The following is a 23,281-nucleotide window of genomic DNA, read 5'->3' as shown; positions in this document are numbered from 1 at the left end:
TTACTGGTTCTCCTTCTCCACTTCCTTGGCTACTACCTGGCCCGAAATCAGGGACGGGGGCACACCGGGGCCAGGCACGGTAAGCTGGCCCGTAAAGTACAGATTTCGCACCTTTTTACTTTTCAGGCCGGGTTTCAGGATGGCCGTCTGGCGCAGGGTATTGGCCAGCCCGTAGGCGTTGCCCTTGTAGCTGTGGTAATCCTGCATGAAATCCTGGTGGGCGTAGCTGCGCTTGTACACCACCGCGTCGCGGATGCTGGTGCCGCAGTGCTTTTCCAGCCGGTCCATCAGCAGGTTGTAGTACCGCTCCCGGGTTTCCTCAGGGTCGGGCAGGTTGGGGGCCACCGGAATCAGCAGGAAGATGTTCTCGCAGCCCTCCGGGGCTACGCTGGGGTCCGTCTGGCTGGGGGCCGACACGTAGAACAACGGGCGGCTGGGCCACTTCGGGTCTTCGTAAATCTCCTGGGCATGCAGGCTGAAGTCCTCGTCGAAGAACAGGTTGTGGTGGCGCAGGTTGGGCAGACGCTTGTTGATGCCCAGGTAAAATAGTAGCGACGATGGCGCCATGGTGCGCGAGTCCCAGTACGCTTCGTCGTAGGTGCGCCATTCCGAGGCCAGCAGGTGCTGCTCGGCGTGGTGGTAGTCGGCCCCAGCAATTACTACGTCGGCGGGGCGGAAGCCCTGGGCGGTTTGCACGCCGGTAGCGCGGCCGTTTTCCACCACAATCTGCCGCACTTCCTGATTATACTCCAGCTTCACGCCTCGCTCCTCGGCTAGGCGCACCATGCCTTCCACAATCTTGTGCATACCGCCCATCGGGTACCAGGTACCCAGGGCCAGATCAGCGTAGTTCATGAGTGAGTACAGGGCCGGCGTATTCTCGGAAGTGGCCCCCAGAAACAAAATCGGAAACTCCACCAGCTCCAGCAGGCGTGGGTCCCGGAAGAACTTGCGCACATGCTTGTGCATGCTCTGCAGCAAATCCAGCCGTACGGCGTCCACTACCAGGCGCGGATCCATAAACTCCAGCAGGGAACGGCCAGGCATGTGCACAAATTTGCCGATGCCCACCTCGTACTTATAGGCTGCCTGCCGCAGAAACTCATCCAAACGGGCCCCGCTGCCGGGCTCGTACCGTTCAAACAACTGCCGCAGCTCACTCATGGCGGCCGGAATATCCACGGCTTCGGGTCCTTTGAAAATAACTTGGTACGAGGGGTCCAGCCGCACCAGTTCATAGTAATCGGACACTTTTTTGCCGAAGCGGGCGAAGTACTGCTCGAAGATATCCGGCATCCAGTACCAGCTTGGGCCCATATCGAAGGTGAAGCCCTTGGCCCTAAACACCCGGGCCCGGCCCCCAGGACCTTCGTTTTTCTCCAGAATGGTAACCTGGTAGCCCCGCTGAGCCAGGGAGGTAGCCGCCGATAAGCCCGCAAAGCCGGCACCGATGACGAGAACGTGTTGGGAAGAGACGGGAGAAGCCAAACGCAAGAATTCAGATGAGATGGAGTGCAAGCTACAATCAGGCGGGCATACGCAATTGTTTGGCTTGGCCACCAGCTTTACTGGGGCCGACCACAAACAGACGGGCCGCAAACTACGCTACCTGGAGTGGTAATCGTAATCTGCGGCCCGCGATACGCCCGGGGCGGGTCTGTACTCTCTCCCTATTCCCTACACGCCGGGGGCGTATGTCTTCAACGCCTGCTTTAGTTCTTTGCGGGCGATGTGAATACGGTTTTTCACGGTCCCAATCGGAATCTGCAGCTTCTCCGCAATTTCCAAATACTTGTAACCGATATAGTACATCATAAACGGAGTCCGATAATCGGCGGAAAGACCGGCAATGGCTTCGTTGATGTCCCCTACTACGAAATCCGACGTCGCACCGTTGTGCGTAATGTAACTTTCGTTGGTATTGAAGTACTGAAAGTACTCCGTGCTGTCAATATTGCTATTGCGCTTGGTGATTTTGTTGTAGTTGTTAATGAAGGTGTTGCGCATAATAGTGTACAACCACGCCTTCAAGTTGGTGCCCGCCTTGAACTTGTCTTTGTTCAGCATGGCTTTGAGCAAGGTTTCCTGTACCAGGTCCTTGGCATCGTCTGCGTCGCGCGTCAGGTTCATTGCCACGGGCTTCAGGGAGTAAGAAATCTTCTGTACTTGATCGGTGAATTCCAGAGAGGTCATGCTGTTTAGCTTTTCGTGGCAAAAAGTTAAACAAATATACGCGTCGATTTGAAAGTTGAGCGTACCTACATCATTTTATTTTCTGATATGCCCGTATTTCATACGGCTCTCCGCTCCTTATCTCCGCAAATACCTCATTACAAGCCCTCTGCAGCTTTTCATTAGCTGCTGTCATCTGCTATTACGCACGCTGCCCCGGCCCACTGCAGTAAGCAGTACGGCCGGGGCAGCGCGAGGTTGGGCAAGGGCAGATTATCGTTCTATTAACTCGGGTAGTGCCACGCACGTTTCGGCCAGGGTTAAGTCGCTAGCCAGTTTTATAAATTCCGTTATAAGCCCCAGGCGAGCGGCATTGCGCGGAAGCTCAGTCACTAACTGCGCCAGCGGACCGTAGAGGTACAGCTGAACATCGGGGCAAAGCTGTCCTAGTTGGTGCACAAAATCCTGCACCTCGTGGCGCTCCGGCACGGCCGTCAGCACAGTTACCACGGCGTAGGGCTGATAAGCCGTGCACACCTGCCCTAACTCAGCCATCGGCAGGTTTTGACCGAGGTAGAGTACGTGGTGGCCGCGGCTGCGCAACACATAGTTCATGAAGAGCAGCGCCAGCTCGTGCATCTCGCCTTCCGGCAGAAACAGCACCCAGCGCCGGGCCGTAGCTGGCTGCACCGAGGGCAACGCATCGGTGGCGGCCATCAGTTTCTGCTTGATCAGATGGGTAACCAGGTGCTCCTGAGCCGGATTGACGGTGCCAGCCTGCCACATGACGCCAATACGCTGCAGAAATGGATACACTACCTGTAAAACCGCCTGCTCAAAGCCGTACTGCTCCACCACCTGGTTCATGATGCACACCTGCCGGCTCTCATTCATTTCGAGCATGGCAGCCAGCAGGCCGTTTACATGGTGGCAGTAACGGTGCGAGTGGCTTTCATCGTCGCAGGAGATAACAGCCTTGGCCAGTTCCTGCTCCGTGAGTTTAGCTACCTGTGAGATGCGGTAGCCCCGGTCGCACAGGGTTGCCACGTTCAGCAGGCGGCGCAGGTCGTCGTCGCAATACGTGCGGATATTGGTAGCGGTGCGCACGGGCCGCAAAATGCCGTAGCGCTGCTCCCAGATACGAATCGTATGCGCCTTGATTCCCGAAAGCTGCTCCAGGTCGCTGATAGAAAAATGTCCCACTGTACTACCCCTCCTTGGTTGGCTGATATGATTCGGTGGCTCGACGGGTGGGCAGCACGCGGGTAGGTGCCGGGCGGCGCAGGGCCAGCTGGTAATATTTCGGCGATACCCACAGCAGTCCAAACTCCTCGCTCCCGTCGCGGCCGGTGGTTTTATGGTGGATTTTGTGGGCCATGTTCAACGCTCGCAGATATGCGTTGCGCGACTTGCGCCAAAAGCGCAGCCGACCATGGATCAGTACATCGTGGACGAAGAAATAAAGCGTACCGTAGCTGGCAATACCAATTCCCATCCAGAATCGGGCATCTTTCTCGTCGGAGCCAGCTATAATCAGCAGCATCGACAAAGAGCCGTAAAACAGGAAAAAGAAATCGTTGCGCTCAAAGCGGTGGGGGTGGCGCACATGGTGAGAACGGTGCAGAAACCAGAGTGGCCCATGCAGTACAAACCGGTGCATGAACCACGCCACGAATTCCATTCCGATAAAAGTAGCCGTGGTAACGGCTACGGCTGCCAGCGTTGTCATAGAGGGCAAACCAGCCTGAGGAAAAGAAGTTTGAAACCAGATAAGGAAGAAAGGTACAAAAAATTGGCAGGCTCCCGACAAAAAAACCCTGCTGGCACCAGCCAACAGGGTATTCTTGCCAAGGCTGCCGGGGTGGGCGGCTTAGTTATCCCACACTATTTTTTCCTTACTCAGGAAAGCGGCAATTCCGCGGCGGCAGTCGTCGGAGCCGCGGGCTTCGGCGTTGAGGCGGGCGGCGTAGCGGAGGCTGTCTTCCAACGGCATTTCCGGAATGCGGGCCAGCATTTCCTTGGTCGATTCCATGCTTTGACCTGAGTTCTCCACGCAGAGGCGGCGGGCAAAGCGGTACACGTTAGCCGCTAATTCTTCACGGGGTACCAGGAAGTTTACCAGTCCAAACTCCTGTGCCATCTGCGCCGATACGGCGTCGCCGGTGAGCAGCAGCTGTTTGGTGCGGGCCTCTCCTACTTTGCGCAGCAGAAACACGCTCACAATAGCCGGCAAAAACCCGATTTTCACCTCGGTGTAGCCGAATTTGGCCTCGGGCACAGCAAAAGCAAAGTCGCAGATGGTGACCAGGCCGCAGCCCCCAGCCAGTGCGTGGCCCTGCACCTGCCCGATGACCACCTTTTTGAGGGTGTATATCTGGTGAAACAGCTGCATCAGGTGGGTGGAGTCGGCCAGGTTATCAGTGTAGCCGAAGCCCTGCATCTCCTGAATGTAGGCCAGATCGGCACCGGCGCAGAATACCTCGCCTTCGGCCCGCAGCACAATTACTTTGCAGGCGGCATCGTCCTCGGCGTGCTCAAAGGCCAGCTTTAATTCCGTGACCATTTCGGCGCTCAGCGCATTGCGCTTTTCAGGGCGGTTGAGGGTAATATAGCCGATGGAGTCCTGGGCTTCGTAGCGAATGAAGCGCAGGTCTTCCAGTTCCTGAGTGGGCATATCTTCCATAATCAGGGAGTTGCAGTACGGTGAAAGAAATTCAGCGGGTGCGGTAGTCCGGGCGGGAGCGGCTGCAGGCGCTGAAACAGAGCAGGGGGCGTAAAAACCAAACGTAGCAAAATTGAGGCGATGCTACCAGCCTGACAGTATACACTATACTATGAAAAGGGCCTCTTCGGTTTCGGCCAACGCCTGCCTTCCGCCCACCTACTGCCCCTGCGTCACGACAAATGCGCCCTGCAGCGTTACATCGTGGGTTTTGAAGCCGCTGGCGCGCAGCAAAGAATCCTGCCGGAGTACATACCAGCTTTTGCAGGACGAGTCGAACACCACTGGAGCCTCGGAGCCGAACAAAGCCGCCAGCTGCCGGGGCTGCACCCGGGCATTGCGGCGCAGCACTACGGCCGTGAGGCCCGGAACCGGCGCGGTGGCGTTACTGAGCCAGCCGCTCACGAAGGCCAGTTTCCGACCTTGCCAAGCCGCCAGCGTCAGGCCGGGCTCGGCTACCACAGCTGGTACGGGGCAGCCGCGCCAGCCGGGCCGGTAACTGACCCGGCGCGCTTCCCGCTGAATAATGCCAGGCACGATGCGGTAGGTCCGCTCGGTTTCAGTGAGCGGCAGCGAGTCGAGCGTAACAATTTCGGCGCTGGCCCCCTGCCAAAACCCTATCACCGAGCGGCGCGGAATGCTATAGATAACCAGCTGCTTGGTAGGTGCCAGCTGATACGCCGCCCACACTTTACTGCCGGCAAACACGCCCAGCAGGGTGCACGCCAGCGCCAGCCAGGGCAGCTTTTTCAACGCCAGAAACAGCAATACGGCCAGAATAGCACCCCCAATAAGCCAGACCTGCGGAGTGGTTACGTGAATACCGGAAATCAGCGCGCTGGGCATTATCCGCCCAATCCAGAAGATATAGTTGTTGAACACCCAAATCATAAACTCAAATACCCGCCCCAGCCCGTATGGCAACCAATCAAGAACTTCCGCCAGGTCAGGCAGCACCAACGCCACCAGGGCTACCAGTCCCTTCAAGGCCAGCAGCCCCAGCCCCACATACACCGCGCCGCTGGAAATAGGCACTGCAATGAGGTTGGAAGCCAGAAAGCTCATCGGAAACTGATGAAAATAATACAGCCCCAGCGGGAAAGTAGCCACCTGGGCCGCCAGGGAAAGCGCCGTGGCCGCCCACACGTAGTGCAGAAAACTGCCCAGCCAGCCCCAGCTTTTTTGCACCACTTTCGGCTGCCAGGGTCGCTGCTTGCCCAGGAAATACGCCAGTGGGTTTAGCCAGCTTACGATGCGTGGCTGCAGGTACACGATGCTCAGCACCGCCAGAAATGACAGCTGAAAACCCACGTCGCAAAGCAGGTACGGGTCGTAGCAGAGTAGGCAGAAGGCCGCCACGGCCAGCAGATTGTACATGGACACTTGCCGGCTAAAAGCGCGCCCCAGAATGATAAATGAGAACATCACGGCAGCGCGCAGCACTGAGGCTGATAAGCCCGTCAGGAAAGCGTAGCTCCAGATAACGGCCAGTCCCAGCAGGGCCGTAACCAGCCGAAACCAGGGACCCCGACGCCCAGGTAGCAGGCTCAGCAGCCACGTGACGGCCCCAAACAGCAGCCCCACCTGCAGCCCCGATACCGCCATAATGTGCGTGGTGCCCGTGTTGGCGTAGGCCTGCTTGGTTTCCTGATCCACCTCATCCTTAATGCCCAGTACCAGGGCCGAGGCCAGCGCATATTCCCGTTTGGCGTGCACGTACTGCCGGAATACGCCGTCCAGCACCCGCGCCGCCCGCATGGCTATGGCCCGCCATGTACTGGGCGGGTCGTTGGCTATTTTCAGAAACTGATCAGGGTGAATAAACTGCTGATGATATACCTGATGGTACTGCAGATAACGGCGGTAGTCGAACTCGCCGGGGTTGAGCGGGGCTTTGCTGGGGGCCGGGGCCCCGCGCACCACCCACACGTCGCCGTACCGGGGGGTAGCCAGGCCCTCTTCGCGCGGAATACTCACCCGGATACCGCCCTGCGCCGGCTGCCAGTGCCCCGCCACCCGCACCGCCGACACGCGCACGGTCGTGGCGTAGGTAGCCGGCCGTATCACTGTATAGTCATCCACCACGGCCCGGTAATATTCTATCCGGCTCCCGAAGCGGTACAGATGGTCAGGACGGCGGTTTTCGGTGGTTTGCTGAGTGAGGGCGGCTCCGGCTACTACCAGCGTGAGGAAGGCTAGCAGCCCGGCCGCATCGGTAGCGCCGGGCGTGGGCCGGCCCGCGGCCCACAGCTGCAGCGCCATAAACCCAAAGGTCAAGGCCAGTGTCAGCCACCGCAAATCGGGTAGCGCCTCGCCGGTGTAGAGGTACAGCAGAATGCCCGCCATGAGCGGCAGCACCAGCCGAACTGCGGCGTTGGGAGCCCATTTTATTTCCATATCCGCACACTAAATGGATAGTTGTAATACGTGGCGCTAAGCTCGTCCGCAACCAGCAGGTAAAATGCTGAAAATAGCCCGAATACCAAAAGCCGGGGCTGGCATTCCGCAGTTGCAGAAAACCAGCCCCGGCTTGTAGATATCCACCCCAATGCGGCCGCTTACTCCGGCCGCTGCCACGTCATTTTGTAGTGCTCAATCCCGGCTTCCCAAAAGGCCTCACCGGCCTTCACGAAACCATGCCGCTCATAGAACCGCACGGCCGCAACCTGCGCATTCAGGTATATCTCGGCCGTAGGATGGGCTGCCTGTACGTCCTGGAGCACGGCCGCCAGCAGCGCCGCGCCCACCTGCTGGTTGCGGTACTCAGCCAGCACAGCAAACCGCTCCAGTTTCACGCCGTTTTCAGTGGTACGCCAGCGGGCGGCCCCGCAGGGCGTACCGGCTTCGGTTTGGGCCAGGTAGTGAGTGGCGTCGGTGCGGTCGTGGTGGTCGTTTTCCAGGTCGGCGGGTACGCTCTGGCCCAGCACAAATACCGTGTGACGAATAGCCAGGGCCGCCAGCAAGTCCTGCTCGGTGGTAACGCGGTGTACAAGAATCACGGGAAGGCAGTGAGAACAAGCCGACAGCAGCCGGCCAGTGGTAAAAAGGAAGTAACGATTCCAAACATACGCAGCCTACTGCAGTCAGAACCACAAAAAAGCGGCTACCTGAATCGGTAGCCGCTTTTCAAGTACTGTTCGGAGTGGCTTACTGCTCATGGTTGACGGGCAGCGCCTGCGTGCCATCATCCTCGCGGCGGGCATCAGGGTGCTTGCCGGGGTCGTGGTGGGCAATTTCATCCTGACGGCGCTGGTAGCTGGGGCGATACTCCCGCACGGGGCGGTTAGCCTGGTCCTTCTGCTGCTGCACGTCGAACTTATCGTAGGCCTGCACAATCTGCTTCACCAAGCGGTGCCGCACCACGTCGTCGGCCGTCATTTCCACGAACCCGATACCGTTCACGCCCTGCAGAATATCCAGGGCCTGAATCAGCCCCGATTTCTGCTTGGTAGGCAGGTCAATCTGACTACGGTCCCCGTTCACCATCACTTTGGCGTTCGGGCCCATGCGGGTCAGAAACATCTTCAGCTGCGAGGGCGTGGTGTTCTGGGCCTCATCCAGCAGCACGAAGGCATTATTGAGCGTGCGGCCCCGCATGTAGGCCAGCGGCGCAATTTCAATGGTCTTGTTCTCGAGGTAGAATTTGAATTTCTCGGGCGGCAGCATGTCCTCCAAGGCATCATAAATCGGGCGCAGGTAGGGGTCCACCTTCTCCTTCATGTCGCCGGGCAGGAAGCCCAGGCTCTCCCCTGCCTCCACCACGGGCCGGGAAATAATGATTTTCTTGACCTCCTTGTTTTTGAGTGCCCGCACGGCCAGGGCCACCGAAATGTAGGTTTTGCCCGTACCGGCCGGCCCCAGCGCAAACACCAGATCGTTGCGAAGCACGGCATCTACCAAGCGCTGCTGATTGGCCGTTTTGGCTTTGATAACGCCGCCTTTGGCCCCGAACAGGATAACATCGGGCGAAGCCGCCATGCGGGCCTCGTCCAGATCCTCATCGGCCGACGACAGGTATTGGCTTACCGTTTTGTCGGTAATCTGCCCGTACTGGTGGTAGTGCTCCAGCAAGGCCGACAGAATCTCGTTGATGCGGCTGATAACGGCCGTCTGGCCCTGAATCTTGATTTCGTTGCCGCGGGAAATGATTTTGCTACCCGGAAACGCCGCCGCCAGCTGCCGGATATTTTGGTTATCGGGTCCCAGGAACTCAACCAGGGACACGTTTTCCAGGGTGATGATTTTTTCGACCAAACTGAAGGGAATTTTAAGAGCGAAAGGAAAGTAACAACGTGCCGGACGGATACAGCACACATGGGTAAAAGCAATAACAACAAAAATCAGTAGTTCGTTGCTGCTGCCGTTTCGCGGCAAAAGGCCTACTTTTGCCGCCCCCACGGGGTCCTGGCAATAGTACGAATAACTCCCAATTTCCGGTCATGGGCTTGATTACGTTTCTGTCCGATTTCGGCTACCGCGACCATTATGTGGCGGCCGTGAAGGCGCGGATTCTGCAGCTTGCGCCCCTGGTGCCGGTACTGGATATCACCCACGGCATCGAACCCTTTAACATTGCTCACGCCGTACACGTACTCGGGGCTGTGTATCAGGATTTTCCCAGCGGCACGGTGCACCTGGTGGGTGTAAACGACCTGGGCTCTCCTAAAGCAGCCTGGCACGCGGCCCGGTTTCGGGGCCATTTTTTTGTTTCGGCTGATAACGGCTTGCTGCCGCTGCTCTGCGACGGCATGCCCGAGGAGCTGGTAGTGCTCGGTACCCATCATACCGCCACCGCCTCTCCCACCCGCGACCTGCTGGTACCCGCCGCTGTGCATCTGGCCCAGGGCGGTACCCTTGCCGACCTCGGGCCCGCCACCACTGAAACCTACCAGCTCCTGAACCGGCAGATGCGCCTGCAGGATAACCGCATTACGGGCCATGTGGTGCACGTGGACCACTACGGCAACCTCGTCACGGATATCAGCCGCACCGCGGTGGAGGTGGTGGGCCGGGACCGGCCCTGCACTATCCACTTCGCCCGCGAAACCGTGCGCGAAATTGCCCCCCATTTTCAGGCGGCCGCACCCGGTGAAGCCGTGTGCATTTTTAACAGTCAGGACCGTCTCTGCATCGGCATCAACCAAGGCAATGCCTCCGAGTTGCTTGGTCTGCATTTCGACTCCCAGGTAGATGTGCGGTTTGTGGGGGAATAAGCCGTAAAACCATGCTTGTCCGGCCCTAGACGGGAATAGACCCTTTATCTATTTATTATGTTAAGTTAAATCTGTCATCCTGACAGGGCGCCTTTTTCCCTCATTCTTTTGATTTTAGCATGCTGATTCGCATTGTGCGCATGACGTTCCAGCCGGAGCAAGTAGCCGCTTTCCTGAAGATTTTTCAGGAATCGGAAGAGCGAATCCGCCTGATGCCGGGGTGCCAGTTTCTGGAGTTGTGGCAGGACCTGCATGATCCGGCAGTGTATTGCACGCACAGCCACTGGGAGTCGGAGGAGCACCTGAATGCGTATCGACGCTCCGCGCTGTTTGGGCAGGTATGGCCGGCTACCAAAGTGTTGTTTGCCGCCCCTCCCCTGGCTTTTTCCGTACACCCGGCCGTGCTGACGCCTGCTTCAGCCAAGCACTCTTCGTAACCTGTGCACCTTTTGGTGGCTTTATTCTTCCCTCGCCTTTCCGCATGCCTACGCCTGACTACTTTGAATTTTACGGCTTGTCCGAATCATTCCGCCCCGATGCTGCGGCGCTGAAGCAGAAATACTACGCGCTGAGCCGCGAGTATCACCCCGATTTTCACGCTACTGCCTCACCCGAAAAGCAGCAGGAAATCCTGCAATTGGCCACGCTCAACACCAATGCCTACCGCATCTTGTCGGACACTGACCAGCGTATGGCCTACATCCTGAACCGGCACGGGCTGCTGGAAGAAGGGAAACAGGAGCTTCCTGGAGAATTTTTACTGGAAGTGATGGAGCTGAATGAGCAGCTGATGGAGCTGGAATTCGAGCCCGACCCAGCCGTTGCCGCCCGCGTTGAATCAGCAGTTAACGCTCTGAATGACACCCTGGAAGCAGGCATCGAACCCGTACTAGCCGGCTACGAAGGCTTACCCCAGGATGCCCGCCCGCAGGCACTGGCGCAGGTGCGGACCTATTACCTAAAAAAGCGCTACCTGTTGCGCATTCGCGAATCTCTGGCTAAGTTTGCCACCCGTTCCTGATCTACCAGCAGGCACGGCTGGAAGCGCCCGGATGGCGGAATCGGTAGACGCGTCGGTCTCAAACACCGATATCGAAAGATGTGCCGGTTCGACCCCGGCTCCGGGTACAGAAAAGCCCCTCAGCAGTTGTGTTGAGGGGCTTTTTCTTTACCTGTCCAGCCAGGCTTTAAAAGCCCCGACTTTTTCGCGGCTGACCAGCACGGTGTCGTTGTCGGGGGCGGCGGGCTTGAGGATGGTTTGCAGGCGGGAGTTGGTGTAGTGGATAATATCCTGGATGGCTTCGGCGTGGGCCAGGTAGGCGCGGTTGAGGCGGAAGAATTCCAGCGGATCCAGCATGCCTTCCAGCTGCTCCAGCGTGTAATCCACCACGAAGCGGCGGCCTTCGCGGGTGTGCAGCAGGGTTACTTTTTCCAGGCTGGCGAAGTAGGCAATCTGCTCCACTGGAATAGCCTTCAGGTGCTCCCCTACCCGTACCACAAATCGGGTTTTGTATTCCTTGGCGGGCTGGGCCTGGCGCAGAATCTGAGCCAGCAGGGCGGCATCCAACTGGGTGGTGGCAGGCTGCTGCTGGCGGCGTAGCTTAGCCAGGGCGGCCGTCAGCTCCTCGGGGTCAATGGGCTTGAGCAGGTAGTCCACGCTGTTGACCTTAAAAGCGCGCAGGGCGTATTTATCGTAAGCCGTGGTGAAGATGACGGGACTGGTGATGGACAGCCGCTCGAACAGCTCAAAACTCAGGCCATCGGCTAGGTGAATATCCAGAAATAGCACATCCGGCGGGTTGGCCTGCAGGCGCTGCAGCAGCTCTACGGCTTCCGCCACCGATTCGGCCTGCCCTACTACCACCACCGGCTGGGGCTGCTTCTGCAGCAGGCCCGCCAGGCGGGTTGCAGCCAGAGGTTCATCTTCAATCAGAACGGCACGAAGTGGGGCGGCAGGAGGAGTCATGCAGTGAATGTAGGCGGAAGTTGCGGCCGCACAGGCGGTGCTACGCGAAAATGTAGTGGAACACCATGACCTAACGTAGCTCCAGCAGCGGCAGAACTACCGTAAATTCAGTAGCCGACTGCTCAATCAGTACTGGCCGGGCCGTGAGGTAGGCGTAGCGGGCCTGCAGGTTTTTCAGGCCCACCCCCCCCGATTCGCCCGCACCCAAGCGGCGGACGTGGCGGGAATTACGCACGGTAAGCGTGCGGTCAACCTCATCCAGGGTCAGGCTGATGTGCAGCGGATTACGCTGGGAAGTGGCGTTGTGCTTGATGGCGTTTTCCAGCAGCAACTGCAGGGCCAGCGGTGGCACCAGCCACTCATCCAGCGGAGCGGCGGCCGGAAAATGGCGTTCCACCTGCAGACCTTCGCCCAGGCGGGTGCGCTGCAAAAACAGGTAGGCCTCGCCGAATTGCAGTTCCTCCGGTAGGGTTACTACTTCCTGATTCTGAGATTCGAGCACGTAGCGGTACACCTGGCTGAGCTGGCGGATGAAGCGGGCGGCGCGGGCGGGGTCGTTTTCCTCCACCAGCGAGGTGAGGGCATTGAGGGAGTTGAACAGAAAATGTGGATCCAGCTGGCGGCGCAGGCTGTCGGCCTGTGCCTGGGCATTTTCCTTTTCCAGCCGCTGGGCCCGCACCGATACTTCCCGCCAGCTAAGCAGAAACGAGCGGCTGTGCATGAACAACGACACAATGAGCGTAATACCCAGCGGAATGGCGTAGGACTGCCAGTTGATGCTCCAGAGCGGCCGGTGAAAGTACCCGACCCGGAAGGCCGCCGACACCACGAAAATAACCACCAGTGAGGCCACCAGCGAAACCAGCACCGTGGTCAGGAAGCGGCGCAGCGGGTTCTGCGTCCAGTCGACGTAGCGGTTGAGCAGCTCGGAGGGCAGCCCGTTGGCCAGCCACAGCCCGGTGGTGTAGCAGAAATTGTAGCCGAACGTGACCAGCATATCCGCCCGGGTCTGGGAGCAGCTGCGGCAGATCAGCAGGTTCAGCAGAGTCAGGCTCACGGACAGGACCAGCATCAGGCCCAGCATCTTCAACCAGTGCTTTTGCTTGGGATAATATTTACCCAAAATGGAGGAATACTGATTGGTGGGCATGAGCAGGAACATGGGAAGGGCGAAAAATACCGAAAAGAGGATGCTTCCGGATGTGTAGCACCTCTTTTTCAGCAACGAGCGTTATTTCACGGCGGCAGTTTCGTACTGCTTGAGGCGGCCTTTCAGCTGCCGCTCGCCCCAGTTAGGGGCCACGGCTGAGCTGGGCGTGAAGGCCGCAAACCGGGTTTGGGCTTCCTGGTAGAGCGGCTTGGCAGCCTCGGCCCCACCCCCGAACATGGCGGGCGTGTAGTACACGTTGTTCGCCTGCACCAGGTAGATGCGGGGGTTGGCGGGGTTCAGCTTCTTGGCCTGCGAAAGGGTTTCGGTGACCAGAGCGGAGTATTTCATGGAGCGCAGCATGGGCGAAATGCCCAGCCGGGCCTGGTGGATGTAGGCCTGCAGCACCAGCAGCTCTGATTCGTCGCCCCGCAGCTTGCGGGCCTGGGCCAGGGCGGCTTCGGCCTGGTCGAGGTAGGCGTCCTTCACGTCCCCGTCTTCCTTGCTCACGAAGCAGGTGATGGCGCGGGCGTAGGCCTGGTAGTAGCGAGGCAGCCAGTCCTGGGGGGCTACGGCAGCAGCGCGCTCCAGTTTGTTGAACACCAGCTTCAGCTGGGCCGGGTCGCCGGTGCTCATCAGCTCCTGAATGGTGGCCGCGAGCTGGGCGGTGTAGGCGTTGGCCGGAGTTGGAGTGGTAGCGGCGGCCGTAGTGGTTGGGGCCTGGGCCTGGGTGGTGAGGGCGGCGCAGGCAAGTGTGAGAGTGAGCAAAGCAGTTTTCATGGTAGTAAGGGGGTTGTGGTGGTTGATGCTTCGAAGGTGGGGCGCGGCCGGGGCTGCTGAAACTTGCCGTTACCGAAGCGTCGGATTACCCGGATGAAGCGACAGGGGCAGGAGCCTGACTGATTTGGGTACGCCGGGACTGTTCGTCGGCGCTTTGGGCGTTTACACCCACGTGACGCTTGCTGACCGCCGCACAATGCCCTGTGTCAACCGTGCGAGGATGACGAATGGTCTGGCAACAGAGGGTGTCGGCCGGGCCGGCGTTTCAGCAACCAATGAGGCCGCTGCAGAACCCAGGAAAGACCAGGCTCGCCGCCTTCCCGGCCTGCGCACCTTCAGCACGTCCTGCTGCGCTTGTTGAAATGCCTTTACCGCTTCGTTGAGTCACTGCTCCTACATCAGCCCGCGAGACGCCTCTCCTTCGGCTCCGCATGACGCTCTTTTGCTCTTTGTTGACGTGACGTTCTTCTGGCTTGTAGCCACTACTCCCAATGGCCGTGCACGACAACTGATCCGACGGCTTGCAGCCGCCGGATCGGAACAATTTACCCCCGTTTACTCCGGGGCGGCGTTCAGGTCGGCGGGCTTGTTTTTGTTGATGGAGATGAACACGCCCAGAAACAGCATGCGGGGGGCGGCGGGGGTTACGGCGGTGCGGCCCAGGGTGCCATCGGGGGCGGCCTGGCTGGCGTAGCGGTAGCCAAACACGTTGGGGCGGCCCAGCACGTTGCTCACCGAGGCGTACACGATGGTGTACTGATTCCAGAGGCGGGTGAGGTAGCTCACGTTCAGGCTCAGGTCTTGGTAGCTGGGCAGGCGGCCCTGGTTGTAGCCGGGCTGGGTGGGGTTGTGGTAGCGGCGGGGGCTGCCGTAGCTGGCCGTGAAGCCCACCTGCGTGTGCAGCTGCTGCACCCAGTATTTGCCCACGACATTCAGGTTGTGGCGGGCGGCGAAGGTGGGCACGGCCAGCACAGGGTCCTGGCGGGCCTGGCGGCGGGTATCCAGCAGGCTGTAGCTCACCCAATAATCAGTGTTTTTGAGTGTGTGCCGGTCGCGCCAGTACAGGTCGAGGCCACGGGCGTAGCCGGTGCCGGTGCTCTGGTAGGCCTGGGGGTTGAGGGGCTGGGCGGCGGCGTACACGGTGAGGTGCTGGTAGGCTTTGTGGTAGGCTTCCAGGCGCAGGGTGCGGTTCTGGTGGCTGTACTGGTAGCTGAGCATGGCGTGACGGGCCCGCTCGAAGCGCAGCTGCTGGCTCACCCGCAGCAGGTCGTTGGCGGGCGTCTGGTAAAACAGCCCGTAGGCCCCCGATACCGTACCATTTTCACTGGCCTGCCAGGCCAGGGCCAGACGCGGGGCCGCGTTCCAGCGCCCCAGCACCCGGGAGTACTCGGCCCGGCTGCCCACCCGGGCGGCCAGGCGGTCGGTGAGATGGAGGTCGGCCTCAGCAAAAGCGGCGGCCCGCTGCTCCCGGAAGCTGCCCGCACTCCATACGGGCTCCTCAGGGTCAGCCTGGAAGGTGCGGCGGTAGTGCTGGGCCAGCAATTCGGTGCCCAGCTTCAGGCTCCAGCGCGTGCCGGCCGAGTCGTTGGTGAGCAGCAGGCGGGCCACGGCGCTTTCCTCCAGCTCCCGCAGGCGCACGTTGTCGGGGCGTACCTGGTTGTCGTCGCGGGTGAGGGCGGCGCCGGTATTCAGGCTCCAGCCCCGGCGCAACGGGCTGCGGAAGCTGGCGTTGAGGTAGCCGTTGCCGTTGCGCAGGCCCACGGTTTGCTCAGTAGCCAGGGTGGCATCGGGCTGGCGCAGGGCCAGGCGTTGGTGCTGCCACACGCCGTACACTTTTAGCATACCGGCCTGCCCGGTGCGGTGGCGCAGGCTCAGGGAACCCGCCAGGGCCTGCGGGGCCTGCTGCCAGCCAAAGCTCTGGGGTACGAGGCCGAAGTAGGGCCGCAGGTTGGTGTAGTCGGCGGTGACGGCTACGGAGGTTCGCTCCCAGCGGCGCACCCGGCTCAGGCTCCCCCCTACCGACATCAGGCTGATGCCGGTCTGCGTTTCAGGGGCCAAGTCGGTGGTATTGAGCTGCACCACGGAGCTCAGGGCCTGGCCAAACTCGGCAGAGTAGCCCCCGGTGCTGAACACGGTGCCTTTGAACAGGAAGGGCGAGAAGCGGCCCCGGGCCGGCACGCTGGGCACGGTGCCCCCGTAGGGCGTCTGCACGGGCAGGCCGTCAAGGTAGGTTTTGGTTTCGCCGGCGGCCCCGCCCCGCACGAACAGCTTGCCCTCCTCGCCCACGCGGGTGGTGCCGGGCAGGGCGTTGAGGGCCCCGGCCACGTCGCCCAGTGCCCCGGCCGTCGTCACAATATCGAGGGGACGCAGCACGGCGCTGCGCTTTTCGTCGCTGGCCTCGAAGGAGCCGGCCGTGATGGTGACGCCGCCCAGCTGGTGGAGGTCGGTGCGCAGGCGCAACGTCAGGGGGGCGGGGCTGGTGGTTAGGTTGAGGGGCAGCGTGAGCGTCTGGAAGCCCAGCAGGCTCAGCTGCAGGGTGGCCGTGCCGGTCTGGGTAGTTTCAAAGCGAAACGCGCCCAGCGAATCGGTAGCCGCCCCATCAAAAGAGCCCTGCACGAATACGTTGACGCCGGGCAGGGGCTGGTTCCGCTCGTCGCGGACGGTGCCCTGGAGCAAGTGGATGGGCGCGGTTTGGGCCTGGGCGAAGGGCCAGCCGGCCAGCAGGCACAGCAACAGGAGGCAGAGCAGTTTCATAGCAGCAGCGGCGAAGTGATGCCCGAAAGTGGCCCGCTGCCGCCGCCGCTGAAACTCCGCGTTACCGAAGCGTCGGATCAGGCGGATGAAGCGTCGTCCCCGCTCAGTTGGCCGGCTTTGCTGGCTCCGTCACGCCTATCATCACCCCGAAGTCCCCGTCCGTCTGCCGCCAGCCCTGGGCCGGCAGGTAGGTGCGCGACACGTAGCCATCCAGGTACAACGCGTTGCGGCACCCCAGCCGCCGGAACTCCTGGGCCAGCTCATAAAACGTGACTTTCTGCCGCGACATTACCCACACTACCCGCCCATCGGGCCGCACGCCCACCCCGTTGCGGATGTGGCGGTTGTCGGACACCGGCCGGAACGCCGGGTGCAGCTGCCCCGCCAGCAGCAGCATAGGGCCCGATTGAGTGGCGTACTGCACCTGCGGCACGCGGGCAAACGAATCAGTAGGACACACGCCCGCCCGCCGCTGCTTGGTGAGATAGAACACGCCGTTAGGCCGGAGGTAGAAGTTGCCCCGGCCCCGGCTGGTATCCAGGGGCGTGCGCACCCGCCCGTTTTCAATGAACAGCCCCACGGGCACGTTGCCGGCGTGAAACATGCCGCCGTTGCAGGCAAACAGCAGTTTCTCATTCCGCCTCTGCAGCCAGTCGCGCAGGCGGCCCAGGCTGCGCAGAGGCTGGCCGGCCTCGTCCTGCCAGTACAGGGCCACGCGCTGGCGGGCCGGGTCGGCGGTATAGGTCAGGAAGCGGGGCGTGGCGGCCGGCTGCTCCGGGGTGGTGGTGGAGTTACAGGCGCTGAGCAGGCCGAACAGGGCCACTACCCACGTTGCGTACTTTGGTAGCCTGATGCTCACTACCCAACCTGCGTACGGTACATCACATCGGTGCGCAGCACATACTTCACGCCTTGCGTTACCTCACTGCCGGCATGATACAGGTTATGCAGGAATATCAATGCCATTCCCTGCCTGGGCTGGATGTGCAGCTTCTGAAAAGTAGTATCGCCACCTTGAAAATTATCATTGAGATACATCATGAAGGTGTAGTAGCTGGCCTCCGTCTCATTGCGGATGTAGCTTTCGTCGAAATGCCCTTTAAACTGATGGCCCCGCTGGTAGCGGTAAAATCGAAACAGCTCGTTGAGCCCTATAGCCCGGCTATTACCGAGCTGAGCCGGCAGAAACGGCTGCGCTTTTTCCCATAGCGTTTGAGCTAGTTCTTCGTTTTTGTAGAAGGCCCGGTTGTTGTTCCGCACGCCTGTGTGCACCCGGCTACCGCTGGCCGTATTCACTTTGGCCAGCTCATACCCAATAGTTTCGCTTAGCACCAAATAATCCAGGCATTCCTTGCGCGTGAGAAAATCCTCAATCGTGAAAATCGAATCGGTTATTTGCGTCAATTTCATCTACCAATACAGAGTTTACATACCGGATTTTCTTATGCTATAGCTGCGCCGGGCAGCGTCAGCCAGAAGGTGGTGCCCTCCTCCATGCCCGACTCCACGGTTAGTGTGCCGTGGTGGCCATTTACTACAATATCGTGAGCCAGGGAGAGCCCCAGGCCCGTGCCTTCGCCCACGGATTTGGTGGTGAAGAACGGCTCAAAGATGCGCTGCTGCACCTCCGGGCTTATCCCCGCCCCATTGTCACGAACCCACAGCTGTAGTTGCCCGTTGGCCCGGCGGCTCCCGATTTCTACCGTCGGCAGGTAACCCGGCGCGGAGCTGAGCTGGCGCTGGCGCACTGCGTGCAGGGCGTTGGAGCAGAGGTTGAGCAACACGCGCCCTAGGTCGGCGGCCACTACTGGTATGGCGGGTAAGGCAGGGTCGAAGGCCGTGCGCAGGTTGGCCGTAAACCCGGCAAATTGTTGCTGCGCCGCCCCATAGGCCAGGTGCAGATTTTCTTCGGCCAGTTGATTAAGGTTGGTGAGCTGCCGGGGCTGCTGACCGGTGCGGGCGTGCTCCAGCATACCTTTGATGATGGCCGTGGCCCGCTGCCCGTGCTGACTGATGTTCTGCAGATTCTGCTTGAGGCCATCCAGGATTTCCCGCTCCAGCCGCCCGTCGCGGGCCAGCTGTTGGGCCCCGTTGATTTCATCCACCAGCGTGGTGCTCACCTCAGCAAAGCGCTTTACAAAGCTCAGCGGGTTTTGCAGCTCGTGGGCCACGCCGGCCGTCAGCTCGCCCAAGAAGGCCATTTTCTCGCGCTGCACCAGCATCAGCTGTGCCTGCTTCAGCTCGGCCAGGGAGGTTTGCAAAGCCGCATTGGTGCGCTGCTGCTGCCGGTCGTGGCGCACCAGCAACGCCAGCAGCAGCAGCAGCCCGCCCACGCCGGCCAGCAGCCCGTAGGTCTGGTACCGGTTGCGCAGGGCCTGCTGGGCGGCAGCGGCCTGCTGGTCGCGCTGGCGCTGCTGGTAGTCCACGTTTTGCAGGCGCATCACCTTTTCCTGCCCAAACAGCGTGTCTTTCATGGCTACCAGCACTTTCTGGTAGCGGTAGGCGCTGTCCAGCTGCCGACGCTGCTCAAACTCCTGAGTCAGGATAACGCTGGCATTGAGCAGGCCCCGCAGAAAGCCGTTGGCCCGGGCCGCCTGCGCCCCCAGCCGGGCGTAATAGATGCTGGAATCGGGCTGCTGCAGCTGCTGGTAAAGGGCGGCCATGCCCAGATACGAGAAATTGAGGCTACGCAGGTGCCGCCGCCGCTTCGATTCGGCTACGCTGCGGCGGTAGTAGCCGAGGGCTTCCGGGAAGCGGGCCTGCTTGCGGGCCACGTTGCCTAGCCCGTACAGGATGTAGTTGGTGGAAGAATGCAGCCGCTGCGCCAGCGCATAGGCCCGCGTTTGGTAGTACGCCGCCGAATCGACCTGGTTATACAGATCATAAGCCAGCCCAATGTTGCTCAAATCCACCACAATCCGCCGCTCATCCCGGAGCAGACTATCCAGCCGCAGCCCCCGGAAGTAGTACGAGAGGCCCAGCTGCCGGTCGCGCAGGTACACGTAAATGATACCGATGCTGCGCATGTTCTGGGCCTGCAGGGTGGTGTCGTGCAGCTGCTCGGCCAGGCGCAAGGAGGACTGGAACAGCTCCAGGGCCCGCGACAGGTTACTTTCCCGCAGGGCGGCCCCCAATCGGTTCAGGGCGGCGCTTTCACCGGCCCGGTCGTGTGTGCGGCGGGCCAGGGCCAGGGCCCGGCGGGAGTAGGTGGCCGCCGCCTCGGTATCGGAGGCCCACAGCTGGTCGCTGATGCGGCACAGCAACTGTACGCGGCTGCTGTCGGACTGGGGCTGCCGCTCCAGGGCCTGGAGGCTGTCAAGCGCAGAGCGCCAGTGGGGCTTGGGTGTTTGGCTTACTCCCGGCCACGGCAGCCACACCAGTGCCACCACCAACAGGCAGTGCAGCCAGAACGACAGTCGACAAGCAATAGGGAACGGGTAGGACACAGTGCAAAGCTCAGAACGGCCAGTGGGGCAAGCCGGTAAGCTGAACCAGTACAAATATTGATCAAAAAACCTGAATATTTACTGTCCTTCATCGAGTTGGCAACGCTGCTGCCCCCGCCAGTCTCCTTCCCCGCTGCGCTATGTCCCTGCTTTGCTCTCCCCCTATGGTCCCGGCCCCTCCGCTGGTTGATACGCTCCTGGCCTTCGTGCGGGAAATCGGACTGGAGGTGCGCGAAACAGCCATGAAACACCCCACCTTTCTGCCCGGTATCCTGCTGGAGCGGGGCCGGCTGCTGGTGGATCGGAGCTGCCTGCTATACCCCGGCGACCTGCTGCACGAGGCGGGCCATTTGGCCGTAACCCCGGCTGATGAGCGTGTGGGTGTGGGCGGCAACATCACCGAGCATCACCCCGAAAAAGGAGGCGATGAGTTGGCTGTGCTGGCCTGGACCTACGCCGCCTGCTGTTACCTGGACCTGCCGCCAACGGTCGTGTTTCATCCGGATGGCTACAAGGGCCAGGCCGAGTGGCTGGTGGAGCAGTACGAGTCCGGCGGTAGCCTGGGACTGCCCCTGCTGGTATGGATGGGGCTGACCACCGCGGCTGACTTCCCCAGGATGCACCGCTGGCTGCGGGCCTGAGCCGCTTGGCCCAGCCGACACCGGTGTTGTAGCTTTGCGGCATTCTTTCCGCCGCTGCCTACGCCCCGCCTATGACCCTGACCTGGCACTTAATTCCCTTTTCGGCCCTCACCGTACCTCAGCTGTACGCAGTGCTGCAATTACGCTCCGAGGTATTCGTGGTGGAGCAAACCTGCCCGTTTCAGGATATTGACGGCCACGATGAAATGGCCCTGCACCTGTTAGGCTACGCGCCCACTGGCGAGTTGGCCGCTTACGCCCGCCTGTTTGGGGCCGGCGTTGCTTATCCCGAGGCCAGCATCGGGCGGGTGGTGGTGAGTCCCCGCTACCGCCGCTTTGGGCTGGGCCGGGCGCTGGTGCACGAGGCTCTGGCCGCCGTGGGGCAGCAATTCGGCCCTCAGCCCATTCAGATTGGGGCCCAGCAGTATTTGCAGGTTTTCTACGAGAGCTTCGGTTTTCGGCAGGTGGGCGCCGGCTACCTGGAAGACGGTATTCCGCATATACACATGGTACGGGCCTAGCGGCGGATGCTCGTTTCCGCGGTACCAGACAAGGCAATTTTCCCGCCGCCAATCCGAACTGTTTACCATCGTCCCGGCAACGATTTTTTTTCACCTTCGTATTCGTCAGGTTTTAGAATGGCGAGCTGCTGCCACTACTTCCACCTGGCTTATACCAGCCGCAACCGATGGCTGTGAGACGGCCACCGCTTCCAGATTTACTTTTTTCGAGCATATGCCCACGCCCGCTTTTCCCATTGATTATCAACGGTTATTCCGCGCTCTACCCGACAACTTCCTGCTAATTGCGCCCGATGCCGATGCCACCATCGTGGATAACACGGACAGCCATGTGGAAGTATCGCTCAAGAGCCGGGAAGCGGCCGTGGGCAAGCCCTTCTTTGAAGCTTATCCGGCCACCGATGAAGCATCGGCCCGCATTATCCGCGAATCGCACGAGCACGTGCGCCGCTACCGGGAGCCCCACACGATGCCCCTGATCCGCTATGACCTGCCCGATCCGGCGGCCGACGGAGGTCTGCAGGAGTTGTACTGGGAGGCCACACACTATCCTGTTCTAAGCGAAACCGGCGAGCTGGCATTTATTCTGCAGCGCACCCAGGACGTTACGGAACGCCACCTCTCGGAGCTGCGCAGCCGGGAAATGCAGCGGGCTCTGGATGAGCAAAACGAGCGGACCCGCTTCATTCTGGAATCGTTGCCGGTGATGATCTGGACGGCTCTGCCCGATGGCAACCGGGACTTTTTTAATTCCCGCTGGCTGCAGTTTACGGGACGTCCGCAGGAAGAGCAGACCGGCCGGCAGTGGCTCAGCAACCTCCACCCCGATGACCAGGAGCGGGTGTGGCGGACTTGGCAGGAGTGCGTGGCCTCGGCCCAGCCTTACCAGGTAGAATACCGCCTGCGCCGCCACGACGGGCAGTACCGCTGGGTGCTGGTGCGGGCCCAGCCCCGCCTGGCTGCCGATGGCAGCCTGCTGATGTGGGTGGGCTGCGGCACCGATATTCACGACCAGAAGCAGATGGTGCAGGAGCTGCTGGAGCAGAACGAGCAGCAGGCCCAGCTCTCAGATCAGGCTTATCAGGCTTTCCAGCAGGTACAACAGCAGCGCGAAACCTTCTACAACCTGTTTATGCACACGCCGGCTCTTATTTGTGTGCTGCGCGGGCCGGAGCACCACTATGAGTTCGTAAACACACAGTACCAGAGCATGTTTGCCGGCCGGCAGCTGTTGGGGCTACCCGTGGCCGAAGCCATACCTGAGGTAGTGAATCAGGGCTTTATTACCCTGCTCGACAACGTATACAACACAGGTGAGATGTTCGTAGGCAATGAAATACCTGTAGCTATTGCCAATGAGCAAACCGGCCAGTTGGAAACATCCTATTTCAACTTTACTTACCAGCAGCTGCGTGAAAACGGCGAGAAAGCCGGCATTACGGTATTCGCCTACGATGTGACCGAACTCACGCTGGCCCGGCGGGCACTTGAAAACCTTTCCCCGGATGCACAGTAAGCGTCACCTCTTTCTTAGGATGAGCTTTCGGGCTGAACAGTATTGCGTATGGAGCTGACCAACCTGGATTTCCAGCAGGCCCGCATCAAGCAGGTGCTGTTTAAGTCGCGGCTGCGCTCGGTGCTGTACGGCGTACGGGAGCCGGACCCCAGCCTGTTTTCCCTGGCCGAAAATCCACTGGGTATGTGGCTGCAGAATACGGTAAAACCTAAATACGGAACCTCCATGCCCTATCAACGCCTGGAGCAGGAGCTCCAGCGGATGCTGCGCACCGGGCAGCAGCTGGTGCAGCAGTACCAGCGCGGGCAGTTGGAGGAGTCGCGGGCTGGGCTGGAGCAGCTGGACCACCACGCTACCATTATCGAGGATCTGTTGCAGGAGCTGGAGCAGCTGGGGTAATCTA

At 60.5% G+C, this 23,281-nt stretch carries 22 protein-coding genes and 1 tRNA gene; 8 read left to right on the top strand and 15 right to left on the bottom strand.

Features of this window, described 5'->3' with window-relative positions:
* The 8 genes from ACN19L_RS18210 to ACN19L_RS18175 all read right to left on the bottom strand — a co-directional run bounded on the left by ACN19L_RS18210 (window position 1) and on the right by ACN19L_RS18175 (window position 9,148).
* Window positions 1-1,488, bottom strand: a complete 1,488-nt coding sequence (locus ACN19L_RS18210; RefSeq protein ID WP_426490887.1) for a phytoene desaturase family protein — start codon at window positions 1,486-1,488, stop codon at window positions 1-3.
* Window positions 1,489-1,677: 189 nt separating this feature from the next.
* On the bottom strand, window positions 1,678-2,193 hold the full coding sequence (locus tag ACN19L_RS18205; RefSeq protein WP_426490886.1) for a sigma-70 family RNA polymerase sigma factor: 516 nt from the start codon (window positions 2,191-2,193) through the stop codon (window positions 1,678-1,680).
* Between the two features lie 252 nt (window positions 2,194-2,445).
* Entirely contained in the window at window positions 2,446-3,375 is a 930-nt protein-coding gene (locus ACN19L_RS18200) for a MerR family transcriptional regulator (RefSeq protein WP_426490885.1), read from the bottom strand.
* A 4-nt stretch (window positions 3,376-3,379) separates the two neighbouring features.
* Window positions 3,380-3,901, bottom strand: a complete 522-nt coding sequence (locus tag ACN19L_RS18195; protein WP_426490884.1) for a fatty acid hydroxylase — start codon at window positions 3,899-3,901, stop codon at window positions 3,380-3,382.
* A gap of 141 nt (window positions 3,902-4,042) precedes the next feature.
* On the bottom strand, window positions 4,043-4,855 hold the full coding sequence (locus ACN19L_RS18190; RefSeq protein ID WP_426490883.1) for an enoyl-CoA hydratase/isomerase family protein: 813 nt from the start codon (window positions 4,853-4,855) through the stop codon (window positions 4,043-4,045).
* Between the two features lie 198 nt (window positions 4,856-5,053).
* On the bottom strand, window positions 5,054-7,291 hold the full coding sequence (locus ACN19L_RS18185; protein ID WP_426490882.1) for a ComEC/Rec2 family competence protein: 2,238 nt from the start codon (window positions 7,289-7,291) through the stop codon (window positions 5,054-5,056).
* Between the two features lie 161 nt (window positions 7,292-7,452).
* Window positions 7,453-7,893, bottom strand: a complete 441-nt coding sequence (locus tag ACN19L_RS18180; RefSeq protein ID WP_426490881.1) for a GNAT family N-acetyltransferase — start codon at window positions 7,891-7,893, stop codon at window positions 7,453-7,455.
* Between the two features lie 148 nt (window positions 7,894-8,041).
* A complete protein-coding gene (locus ACN19L_RS18175) occupies window positions 8,042-9,148 on the bottom strand; it encodes a PhoH family protein (RefSeq protein WP_426490880.1) in 1,107 nt (368 codons plus the stop codon).
* A gap of 185 nt (window positions 9,149-9,333) precedes the next feature.
* On the opposite strand from ACN19L_RS18175, the gene ACN19L_RS18170 reads away from it, so the two are divergent.
* The 4 genes from ACN19L_RS18170 to ACN19L_RS18155 all read left to right on the top strand — a co-directional run bounded on the left by ACN19L_RS18170 (window position 9,334) and on the right by ACN19L_RS18155 (window position 11,235).
* A complete protein-coding gene (locus ACN19L_RS18170) occupies window positions 9,334-10,107 on the top strand; it encodes an SAM hydrolase/SAM-dependent halogenase family protein (RefSeq protein ID WP_426490879.1) in 774 nt (257 codons plus the stop codon).
* Window positions 10,108-10,226: 119 nt separating this feature from the next.
* Window positions 10,227-10,544: a putative quinol monooxygenase gene (locus ACN19L_RS18165; RefSeq protein WP_426490878.1), complete on the top strand. Its 318-nt coding sequence runs from the start codon at window positions 10,227-10,229 to the stop codon at window positions 10,542-10,544.
* 44 nt (window positions 10,545-10,588) lie between these two features.
* The gene (locus ACN19L_RS18160) at window positions 10,589-11,128 is read left to right on the top strand and encodes an iron-sulfur cluster co-chaperone HscB C-terminal domain-containing protein (RefSeq protein WP_426490877.1); all 540 of its coding nucleotides are present in this window, start codon (window positions 10,589-10,591) and stop codon (window positions 11,126-11,128) included.
* 25 nt (window positions 11,129-11,153) lie between these two features.
* Window positions 11,154-11,235 (top strand) — tRNA-Leu (locus ACN19L_RS18155).
* A 40-nt stretch (window positions 11,236-11,275) separates the two neighbouring features.
* Here ACN19L_RS18155 and ACN19L_RS18150 read toward each other — a convergent pair.
* The 7 genes from ACN19L_RS18150 to ACN19L_RS18120 all read right to left on the bottom strand — a co-directional run bounded on the left by ACN19L_RS18150 (window position 11,276) and on the right by ACN19L_RS18120 (window position 20,200).
* Window positions 11,276-12,073, bottom strand: coding sequence for a LytR/AlgR family response regulator transcription factor (locus ACN19L_RS18150; RefSeq protein WP_426490876.1), 798 nt, complete (start codon window positions 12,071-12,073; stop codon window positions 11,276-11,278).
* Window positions 12,074-12,143: 70 nt separating this feature from the next.
* On the bottom strand, window positions 12,144-13,235 hold the full coding sequence (locus ACN19L_RS18145; protein ID WP_426490875.1) for a sensor histidine kinase: 1,092 nt from the start codon (window positions 13,233-13,235) through the stop codon (window positions 12,144-12,146).
* Window positions 13,236-13,304: 69 nt separating this feature from the next.
* Entirely contained in the window at window positions 13,305-14,000 is a 696-nt protein-coding gene (locus ACN19L_RS18140) for a hypothetical protein (protein ID WP_426490874.1), read from the bottom strand.
* Window positions 14,001-14,555: 555 nt separating this feature from the next.
* Window positions 14,556-16,754, bottom strand: coding sequence for a TonB-dependent receptor (locus ACN19L_RS18135; RefSeq protein WP_426490873.1), 2,199 nt, complete (start codon window positions 16,752-16,754; stop codon window positions 14,556-14,558).
* A 103-nt stretch (window positions 16,755-16,857) separates the two neighbouring features.
* Window positions 16,858-17,577, bottom strand: a complete 720-nt coding sequence (locus ACN19L_RS18130; RefSeq protein WP_426490872.1) for a phosphodiester glycosidase family protein — start codon at window positions 17,575-17,577, stop codon at window positions 16,858-16,860.
* 35 nt (window positions 17,578-17,612) lie between these two features.
* Window positions 17,613-18,164, bottom strand: a complete 552-nt coding sequence (locus ACN19L_RS18125) for a 2OG-Fe(II) oxygenase (protein ID WP_426490871.1) — start codon at window positions 18,162-18,164, stop codon at window positions 17,613-17,615.
* A gap of 32 nt (window positions 18,165-18,196) precedes the next feature.
* Entirely contained in the window at window positions 18,197-20,200 is a 2,004-nt protein-coding gene (locus tag ACN19L_RS18120; protein ID WP_426490870.1) for a tetratricopeptide repeat-containing sensor histidine kinase, read from the bottom strand.
* A gap of 164 nt (window positions 20,201-20,364) precedes the next feature.
* On the opposite strand from ACN19L_RS18120, the gene ACN19L_RS18115 reads away from it, so the two are divergent.
* The 4 genes from ACN19L_RS18115 to ACN19L_RS18100 all read left to right on the top strand — a co-directional run bounded on the left by ACN19L_RS18115 (window position 20,365) and on the right by ACN19L_RS18100 (window position 23,277).
* Entirely contained in the window at window positions 20,365-20,841 is a 477-nt protein-coding gene (locus tag ACN19L_RS18115) for a hypothetical protein (protein ID WP_426490869.1), read from the top strand.
* A gap of 71 nt (window positions 20,842-20,912) precedes the next feature.
* On the top strand, window positions 20,913-21,362 hold the full coding sequence (locus ACN19L_RS18110; protein ID WP_426490868.1) for a GNAT family N-acetyltransferase: 450 nt from the start codon (window positions 20,913-20,915) through the stop codon (window positions 21,360-21,362).
* A 214-nt stretch (window positions 21,363-21,576) separates the two neighbouring features.
* Window positions 21,577-22,878, top strand: coding sequence for a PAS domain-containing protein (locus ACN19L_RS18105; RefSeq protein WP_426490867.1), 1,302 nt, complete (start codon window positions 21,577-21,579; stop codon window positions 22,876-22,878).
* A 48-nt stretch (window positions 22,879-22,926) separates the two neighbouring features.
* A complete protein-coding gene (locus ACN19L_RS18100; RefSeq protein WP_426490866.1) occupies window positions 22,927-23,277 on the top strand; it encodes a hypothetical protein in 351 nt (116 codons plus the stop codon).
* Window positions 23,278-23,281 lie beyond the last annotated feature (4 nt).

The sequence above is a fragment of the Hymenobacter sp. 102 genome (assembly GCF_049949205.1).
Taxonomy (GTDB): Bacteria; Bacteroidota; Bacteroidia; order Cytophagales; family Hymenobacteraceae; genus Hymenobacter.
This window is presented reverse-complemented; position numbering and strand designations above follow the sequence as displayed.